Consider the following 8,091-nt stretch of genomic DNA (forward strand, 5'->3'; position numbering starts at 1 on the left):
GCTCTCCGGGGAAGACCACTTGAGTTTTTAGACGCCCTCTAAGATTCTTGATATTTGTGTTTTGCTAGCGAGTGGACTCGCGTTCGATTACTTGAGGCGGCACTGCGAGGCTTTCGGGTTTGTCGCCATCGATGTATGCGACAAGGCGCTTGATTAGCTCGTGACCAATGGTGGTCATTTCTGCGGTGACGGAGCTTAAGGGAAGCGTTGAAGCCGTGCAGAAGGGCGAGTCGTCTACCCCGATCACACGGACTTGGCTGGGCACATCGATACCGCGCTCTCGCAGGGTGTTCATTGCGCCGATGGCCTGCATATCAGACTGCCCCACGATGCCGTCGAAGTGAACGTTACAATTGATGAGGGCTTCGGTCATCTGGCGACCAGCCATGAAGCTGAAATTGTGCGAGTAGTGATTTTTCGTCGGTGCAATAATGAGGCTTTCGTCAAACGGAATTTCAGCTTCTGAGAGTGCATCCAGGTAGCCTTGTTTTCGCTCGTCTTCTGCTTCGAAAACGGTGAAAAACGCGGGTCGCTGGCAGCCTTTCTCGATCAGGTGCTGGGTTGCAACCTTGCCCTGCAAGTAGTCGTTATAGGTGATGTTCGCAATGTTGGGGACGGTGTGCCGCCGCATGCTGGTGATGATTGGCAGGCCATCCTTGTTCAGGCTTTCTATGAGCGAGTGGATGGTGGGGTGGGGGACACCAGCGACGATCAAGCCATCGACCGAGCGGTGGATTTCCTGGTTGCAGAAGTCGAAAAAGCCCTGGTCGTCTTCGAAGAATTGCAGCCACAGGCGCAGACCGTGGTTATTGAGCTCCTTAGTGATGCCCTTGAGCAGGTTGTCAAACAGCTCGCTGCCTGGCACGCCGATGGGGTGGATGAGCAGGCCAATCGCGCCGAAGCGCCCGCGCTTTAAGGCGGATGAGAGGGGGTTGGGGCGGAAATCCAGCTCCTTGGCGCGTTTGAGAATTTTCTCCTGTAATTCAGGACGGACCTTGGTGGTGCCCAAGTTTCCGCTGATTACCTTGGAAACTAGCGAATTGGATACGCCTAGCTCGGCGGCGATGTCCTTGATCTTTACGGTTTTTCGCGTTTTATGCATCTTGAGAGTAGAGCGATGGAGTTTGTTTTCGGTGGGGGTAAAAACTTCGTTTTCCCGAAAAACTGGATTTAATCAACAAAAATCAACAATGTGATTGTAACCCAAGCTTTGTACATTCACGTTGATTTAACGACGAATCAACCGCCATTGCCCCGTCCAGATCTCTGTGTTATCATGACAGGTCAGCGGTGAGCTGGGCTGCGTCAGTGACAGGTAAGGTGCACCAGGGACGGTGAACGGCCGGATGACTCGCACAGCAGATTATAAATATGTCCACTTTGACGCCGCTGATTCATTTCGGCTAATGACGGCATTATATTTAGCTAAAGGTCAAATCAATGGATTAATTAGCTTGCAGGCATAGCGTGGCTGACTGAAAATCATCCAATTGATTTAACGATGATTTCCTCGAAGCTTCCCGTTGCTTGGGTTTGGGATGTGACCCAAGCTCCATTTTTTGCAGACCCCACCGGCGAGACAGACTCTACAGCGGCTTTGGTGTTGGCCATGAATGAAGTCACTGCGCTCACTATGGGTGCTTTTGGCAAGACCATAGCCGAGATCGCTGCCTTGCCATTTCAGAGTGGTTACCACCCGGATGGCTTCGAAAATCGCAAGGAGAATGGGCGTATTGTGGGTATTTTTCCCGCCCAATTGCCCTACGTGCCAACTATTTACCTGCCTTCGGGCATATATAAAGTCAGTGACACGGTGCTCTATACGCAGTTGAATTTAACGAATTCTGGCAATTCGGAGCTGAATATGCAAATCCGCCTGCGTGGAGATGGCTTGGATAAAACAGTGATCCGCCTGGCCGACAATGCTCCGGCATTCCAGGGCGAGAAACCAAAGCCGGTCGTGTCCGTCATGCGCGGCGAGCGCACCAATGTGGCGATGTCGAACTACGTGGAGGATTTGACGATTGATGTTGGCTCGGGCAACCCTGCCGCCGTAGGGCTCGATTATTATGCAAACAACTCCGGCTGCGTGCGCAATGTGGCGATTCGCTCTGGTGACGGCGGCGCTTGCTATGGCCTCATGTTGGGCCACCAGAATTACTCTGGCATTCTGCTGAAGCACATTGAGATCGAAGGCTTTAGCACCGGGCTGCACATCGAGTCCGGCACCGCGACGATGTTCATGACGGGCGAAGATATAGAGATCCGCAATTGCCAGCTGGGCGTCTTCACGGGCCGCCCTTCAGCGAGTTTGCGGAACATTCGGGTGTCCGATTGCCAATCGGGCGTGGTGACCGATGGCGCTGGCGGTTTACTCGCGCTGGTGGATTCCGAGCTTGAAGGAGCACGTGGAGGCAAGGCCATTGAGCTCGTCGAAGGCTTTATTTACGCATCGAGTATCAAGGTCAGCGGCTTTGATGGCGACCGGGAAATCGGTGAGCTGCTGCTACCCGAGCAACCCATGCCAAAAGGCGTGATGCCCCGCCTACCGGTTGAAGAAACGCCGGTAGTCCTCCCCAGCGACAGTCGCTGCCTCGTCAACGACTTTGGGGCCAAGGGCGATGGCTTGACGGATGACGCTGCGGCCATACAAGCGGCGCTCGATTCCGGCAGCGAGGAAGTGCACTTTGAGCCCGGTAAGTATTTGATCGATTCCCCGCTGACCATTCCTGCGGGAGTTAACCGCTTGGCGTTCCATTTTGTGGACCTCGTGGCTGGGCCGACCTTGCGTCGGCAACGCGATCAGGGCGCGTTCATTGTTCAAGGCGATTCCGCAACGCCGCTGGTGTTTGAAGATCTTTTTGCCTGGGAGCAATGGAGCGGTGAGCACTACACGATCGACCACGCCAGCAAGCGCACACTCGTCGTCAGCGACGTGCACACGCAGACGCTTGCGCTCTACCGCAACAGTGTTTCCGGCGGCAACGTGTTCATGGACAACGTGGCGTGCACAGCGGGGGTTATTCCCGGCTCGAAAGCGCACGACCGCGTGTGCTTGCAGTTTACTGGCCAGCAAGTCTGGGCGCGGCAAGTCAATCCCGAGCGCGGTGAGCCGATGATGCTTAATGACGGCGGTGACCTGTGGATACTCGGCTACAAAACGGAGGACGACGCTACGGCAGTGCACACGATCAACGGCGGGCGCACGGAAGTGCTCGGCGGCGTGCTCAACTGTGGCGGACATCGTTTTCCTTCATTTCTGTCAGAAAACTCCTCAATGCGAATCACGACGACCAGCAACGGATGGAGCACGCATAATAGCATTCGCACGGCGATTCGCAATGTGCGGGAGGGTAAGGAGATGATAGCGTTCGCATGTGAATTTCCCAATCGTGGACTTGAGGACTCCCGTGGTTCGCAGTTCATCATTCCACTGTATGCGAGCCCGGCGTTGGAGGTTGAAGAGAGCAGTAAATAGGCATTGAGCTTGGCCAGTCGCGGGACGTGTTCGTCCATTAGTTATTTGATGGAGGGGTGTTGTGGCCATTTGGCAGAGCAAATCTCTGGTGCTGCGTTTTAATTTACGCACTTTATCGCCTTCCCCCTTGATCATGGGGAGAGCCTTGCTCATATTGCCCGCTTTGCGCGAATAACTTTGAAACGACTGCCATGGACGCATCCCAAATTGAAGACGCCTTGAAGGCCGTGAAGTACCCCGGTTTTAGCCGAGACATCGTATCCTTCGGGTTGATTAAAAATATCGAGCTCGCCGACGGCGTGGCCAAGGTGCACCTTGCGCTGACCACCGGCGACCCCCGCGTGCCTACTCAGGTGAAAACCGATGTGGAAAATGTTTTGGCGACGCTGGACGGCGTTGCTTCAAGCGAAGTTACCGTGGCTGTTTCAAAGCCGAATACACCGCCTCCAGCCCCGAATCACGGTGGTCGCGAAGTCACCGGCCCCGCGCAGCAAGCCCTTCCAGGCGTAAAGCACATCATCGCCGTGGCTAGTGGCAAAGGCGGCGTCGGCAAGAGCACATTTGCGGTCAACTTGGCTTGCGCATTGGATCGCGTGCTGACTGAGGGTGGTCGTAAGCGCCGCGTCGGCCTGATGGACTGCGACATTTATGGTCCGTCTGCTCCTCTCATGATGGGCATCAGTGGCCAGCCGGAAATTCAGGGCGAAATGCTCATCCCCGTGGAAAACTTTAACGTCCGCGTGATGTCCATGGGGCTCCTGATCGACGACGAAACGCCGGTTGTCTGGCGTGGCCCGATGATTATGAAGACGATCCAACAGTTTGCCGCCAATGTCGAGTGGGGCGATCTGGATTTCCTCGTGGTGGACCTCCCCCCCGGCACTGGCGACGCCCAGCTCTCGCTCGTGCAGACGATTCCGCTCCGTGGTGCGATCGTGGTGACTACGCCTCAGGCCGCGGCCGTTAATGTTGCCCGCCGCGGCGCCATGATGTTCGGCAAGGTTAATGTGCCGATCATTGGTGTGGCCGAGAACATGAGTTATCTGGAATCCTCCGATGGATCCAAGCAATACATCTTTGGCCAGGGTGGTGGTAAGCGCACCGCTGAGGCACTAGAGACGGATTTCCTGGGCGAAGTGCCCCTAGAGCCTTTACTCCGGGAAGGTGCCGATCAAGGCATTCCAGTGGTGGTTAGCGATCCTCAACTGCCTGCCAGCCAGGTGTTTATCTCTATTGCGGAGCGCTTGAAACGTGACTTTTCGGTAGCGGATGTGTGAATAAATTAGGCGGAATTCTCCACTAACGGGCTTTACAAGGTTCAGTGATGGCTTTTTAATCCGATTAACCTAACTGAAAACCAACGCCTATTTGCGGCACGGCGTGGAAGACCCAAATCCACAACGTCACCCAACATGAAAGCTCCCGAACGTAAATTCGCCCCCACCGGGGAGGATTTGGTGCAGCGCTCTAGCCTTTATCAAGAATTCTTGGCAGAGCGGGAGGAGATCCTGCGTCATAAATGGATCGAGTCCGAGAAGCTCGGCTATGATATCGGCTTCGAGCGTGCCTTACTCGACTGGATCCGTAATCATCGAGACAAGTGGCGCTCTGCCCGTCGAGATGCGCCGGAAGAGCCGATTCAATTCCCGTCACAGGGCAAAACCCGCAAGCGCGCCAACATCCGTCCACCCAGTATTAGACGCAAAAAATAAGCCAGCCTCCGAGGAGACTGGCTTGTTTGTTAAAGCGTTGATCCGCGCTTAGTTCTTGATTTCGCGGTGGACCGTGTGGCGCTTGAGGAAGCGATTGTATTTCTTCTTCTCGACGCGGTCAGCTTGCAGCTTCTTGTTGCGCGTGGTCATGTAGCGGGAGACGGGCTTGCCTTCCTTGCGCGCTTCAGTGCATTCCAAAATTACGGTTTCTCGTGCCATGATAGTATAGGTCTAAAGTTGAAAAGCCGCTCAAAATGGGCGGTTTCGCGAGCCTTGGCAACCTTTTATTTTCGGTGGTCAGTGCCCCTTAAAATGGGACGTCTTCCTCCTCGGCTTCGGCGTTGTTATCGTAGTAATCCAGGGGCGGTTCTTCGCCACCGGCAGCCGGCGCGCCGGATACGATCTTCCAAGCGTTGAGGTTCACGTAGTAGTTGCCCTTCCATTCGCGGCCGCGGACGTCGAAGCTCACGGTGACGTCGTCGCCTTCCTTGAGGCCGTCGAGGAGGGAAGTCTTGTCCTTGACGGTCTCAAACTTGATGTCCTGCGGGTATTTTTCCTCCGCCGTAGTCACGACGAATTCGCGCTTGTTGAAGCCGCTACCGAAGGTTTGCTCGTCCATCACGAGCTTCACTTTGCCAGATAGTTCATACATAGCGCGCGATGTAAGAGGATCGCCGCGCGAAGGGCAAAGCTATTTCCCCGACAGCTTAAGATTTCGTGTCCGTTCAAGGAACAATGCCTTGCGCGAGTGGGGTGGGCGCCCAGAATATGAGCAATGGTCCTTTGGATTCGCAGTTGCGCCTGGGTGTTGATTTTCTTTGCTGCCCCGGGTGTAGTCTATTCGCTGGTTAAGCTGGATTGGGTTGGCCTGCTGATCAACGTGGCGCTGATTGCGATTGGCGTGGTAGATTTGCGGAACTTGCGCATCGTCGAGCGAGACGCGCCTCGCGGCTGGCGTCGTATCATCTACACGCAGTTTTTGCTGGGTTTGCTGATCGGCGTCTCCTTCGCCTATGCGGGCGTTTACCTGGTGAAGCCGGAATACTGGGAGCAGGCGCGAGAGATTCTAGAGAAAATTCAAGGTCCAGTGCCGGATTATATTTGGGACGACGCGGTTGCTCGCTCGCAGGCAATTCTCAAGTGGGGAACTTTAATCGGGGGCGAGGCGATCTTCTTGGGGCAGGTACGTTTGTGCTTTAAAATCAACCGCTTGGCGCGGCGTTCTCAGCCTCCGCAACTACCTGCAGATTCTTCTTCTGAAAAGCATTGACAGCCCCAGCAGCTCTATATGTTTTTCAATTCTTCTTTGGTAATGGAGAGGTGGCTGAGTGGCCGAAAGCACATCTTTGCTAAAGATGCGAAGGGTAAAACCTTCCGCGGGTTCGAATCCCGCCCTCTCCGCCACTATATCAACGACTTACGGAATTCCTACCAAATTCCTATCAAAACGGGCTCGCGTTCGCGCGGCACACGGCAAGAGTCGGAAAGCGTTGGCAAACAAAGACCAGAGTCCACTTAAGGGGTGGGAATATCCGGCAGGAAGCGCAATCCGCATCCGCGAAGTCATCAACCGTTATCAGGGAAAAGACTTTGGCGTATCCTATCGCGTGTCGATTCCGGACAAATATGCAGGCAAGCGTGTCCTCAAGCAATTTGCGGACACGGGAGCCGCCGAAGAGTGGGCCAAAGAGCAATATGACGGCTTTGTCGCCAATGGGCAGGCGCACTTTGAACTCACCTCTACCGAATACGACGAAGCGATAAAGGCGCTGGCCGTCTTGCGAGAAACGGGCCTTTCGCTCCTAGAGGCTGCGAATTTCACCAAAGACCATTACAAGCCTGCGGATAAGGCGATCACGGTTGAGGCTGCTGTAGAAAAACTGCTGGTTGAGAAAGCAGCGGAAAATCTGCGTCCACGTTCTATTCGGGATTTGCGGAACCGCCTACGGCCTTTCGTGGAAAGTTTCGGAGACGAGCCTGTCCATACGGTTAAGCCTCACCAGATACAGCACTGGCTGGATGAACTCAAAGGCCTGTCCGCCGAGAGTGTTGACGGTTTTTCTGCCCGCTCCCTGAAAAACTACATCGTGACGCTGAAAACCTTCTTCAATTTCACCATCAGCAAGGGCTATAGGTCTAAGGGTGATAATCCGGTTGAGGGCATTACGCCACCGAAAATTGATTGGGTGGTGCCGCCAATCCTGACAATCGAGGAAACAAAGCGCCTTCTCAAGACAGCGCAGGACTTCCGAGAGGGGGCCTTACTGCCTTTGGTCGTCCTTGGCTTGTTCGCAGGCATTCGCACCAACGAACTTTATCAATTGTCTTGGGACAATATCGATCTGGAAGAAGGGCTTGTCACAATTGACGCCACCATAGCCAAGAAACGGCGGCTGCGGGTCATAGAGCTAACGCCCAATGCGCTTTCGTGGCTAAAAGCCTGTCCCGTCAAGGAGGGCAAAATCGCCATCCATCACGCGGAACTCAAAATGGCGGAACTGGTCAAGCTGGCTGGCTTCGAAAATTGGCGGAAAGACAAATCCAACGCCATGCGCCACAGCTTCGGAACATATCATTACGCTTTACACCAGAATTCAGCCCTGACTTCCGCCGCCCTCGGCCATCGCGCCAACGATCAGGTGTTATTTGACAGCTACCGCTCTTTGGCGCGTAAGAAGGATGGAGAGGCTTACTTTGGCATATTTCCGACGGAGCATTCTTGACGCTATATTTATTAGCCTATATCCTGAAAAATGTAATGATAATTGAGCATCTTTCGGTATGCAATTTTAGGCTACTAGAATCCGCAGATTTACGTTTAGTGTGTAAGCGTCCGAGCTCCATCCCACTTGACTACCAATGGTAAGCATTGTCGTTTCTCATTGGTAAGGGTTTGTAGTT

General features: G+C 54.2%; 8 protein-coding genes and 1 tRNA gene. 6 read left to right on the top strand and 3 right to left on the bottom strand.

From position 1 onward, the window contains the following. Positions 1-64: 64 nt before the first annotated feature. Positions 65-1,102 carry a LacI family DNA-binding transcriptional regulator gene (locus RBB62_RS18570; protein ID WP_309400750.1) on the bottom strand — a complete coding sequence of 346 codons (1,038 nt, stop codon included), beginning with the start codon at positions 1,100-1,102 and terminating at the stop codon, positions 65-67. Between the two features lie 399 nt (positions 1,103-1,501). On the opposite strand from RBB62_RS18570, the gene RBB62_RS18575 reads away from it, so the two are divergent. From RBB62_RS18575 to RBB62_RS18585, 3 genes are all read left to right on the top strand, one after another. Next, positions 1,502-3,478, top strand: a complete 1,977-nt coding sequence (locus tag RBB62_RS18575; RefSeq protein ID WP_309400751.1) for a glycosyl hydrolase family 28-related protein — start codon at positions 1,502-1,504, stop codon at positions 3,476-3,478. Positions 3,479-3,669: 191 nt separating this feature from the next. Beyond that, positions 3,670-4,755 carry an Mrp/NBP35 family ATP-binding protein gene (locus tag RBB62_RS18580; protein ID WP_309400752.1) on the top strand — a complete coding sequence of 362 codons (1,086 nt, stop codon included), beginning with the start codon at positions 3,670-3,672 and terminating at the stop codon, positions 4,753-4,755. 135 nt (positions 4,756-4,890) lie between these two features. After that, a complete protein-coding gene (locus tag RBB62_RS18585; protein ID WP_309400753.1) occupies positions 4,891-5,190 on the top strand; it encodes a hypothetical protein in 300 nt (99 codons plus the stop codon). A 48-nt stretch (positions 5,191-5,238) separates the two neighbouring features. Here RBB62_RS18585 and rpmG read toward each other — a convergent pair whose 3' ends face one another. After that, the gene (gene rpmG / locus RBB62_RS18590; RefSeq protein WP_309383960.1) at positions 5,239-5,409 is read right to left on the bottom strand and encodes a 50S ribosomal protein L33; all 171 of its coding nucleotides are present in this window, start codon (positions 5,407-5,409) and stop codon (positions 5,239-5,241) included. Between the two features lie 88 nt (positions 5,410-5,497). Continuing rightward, positions 5,498-5,842: a DUF3127 domain-containing protein gene (locus RBB62_RS18595; protein WP_309400754.1), complete on the bottom strand. Its 345-nt coding sequence runs from the start codon at positions 5,840-5,842 to the stop codon at positions 5,498-5,500. Positions 5,843-5,965: 123 nt separating this feature from the next. On the opposite strand from RBB62_RS18595, the gene RBB62_RS18600 reads away from it, so the two are divergent. The 3 genes from RBB62_RS18600 to RBB62_RS18610 all read left to right on the top strand — a co-directional run bounded on the left by RBB62_RS18600 (position 5,966) and on the right by RBB62_RS18610 (position 7,913). Next, positions 5,966-6,460 carry a hypothetical protein gene (locus RBB62_RS18600; protein WP_309400755.1) on the top strand — a complete coding sequence of 165 codons (495 nt, stop codon included), beginning with the start codon at positions 5,966-5,968 and terminating at the stop codon, positions 6,458-6,460. Between the two features lie 44 nt (positions 6,461-6,504). After that, positions 6,505-6,594: transfer RNA gene (locus tag RBB62_RS18605), tRNA-Ser, on the top strand. 86 nt (positions 6,595-6,680) lie between these two features. Next, positions 6,681-7,913 carry a site-specific integrase gene (locus tag RBB62_RS18610; RefSeq protein ID WP_309400756.1) on the top strand — a complete coding sequence of 411 codons (1,233 nt, stop codon included), beginning with the start codon at positions 6,681-6,683 and terminating at the stop codon, positions 7,911-7,913. Positions 7,914-8,091: the final 178 nt, after the last annotated feature.

Source organism: Cerasicoccus maritimus, assembly GCA_031296935.1.
Taxonomy (GTDB): domain Bacteria; phylum Verrucomicrobiota; class Verrucomicrobiia; order Opitutales; family Cerasicoccaceae; genus Cerasicoccus; species Cerasicoccus maritimus.

What these genes read in the sequence shown, in the direction of transcription:
- RBB62_RS18570 (WP_309400750.1), bottom strand. Translation starts at nt 1,102, where the DNA reads ATGCATAAAACGCGAAAAACCGTAAAGATCAAGGACATCGCCGCCGAG.
- RBB62_RS18585 (WP_309400753.1), top strand. Translation starts at nt 4,891, where the DNA reads ATGAAAGCTCCCGAACGTAAATTCGCCCCCACCGGGGAGGATTTGGTG.
- rpmG (WP_309383960.1), bottom strand. Translation starts at nt 5,409, where the DNA reads ATGGCACGAGAAACCGTAATTTTGGAATGCACTGAAGCGCGCAAGGAA.
- RBB62_RS18600 (WP_309400755.1), top strand. Translation starts at nt 5,966, where the DNA reads ATGGTCCTTTGGATTCGCAGTTGCGCCTGGGTGTTGATTTTCTTTGCT.
- RBB62_RS18575 (WP_309400751.1), top strand. Translation starts at nt 1,502, where the DNA reads ATGATTTCCTCGAAGCTTCCCGTTGCTTGGGTTTGGGATGTGACCCAA.
- RBB62_RS18580 (WP_309400752.1), top strand. Translation starts at nt 3,670, where the DNA reads ATGGACGCATCCCAAATTGAAGACGCCTTGAAGGCCGTGAAGTACCCC.
- RBB62_RS18595 (WP_309400754.1), bottom strand. Translation starts at nt 5,842, where the DNA reads ATGTATGAACTATCTGGCAAAGTGAAGCTCGTGATGGACGAGCAAACC.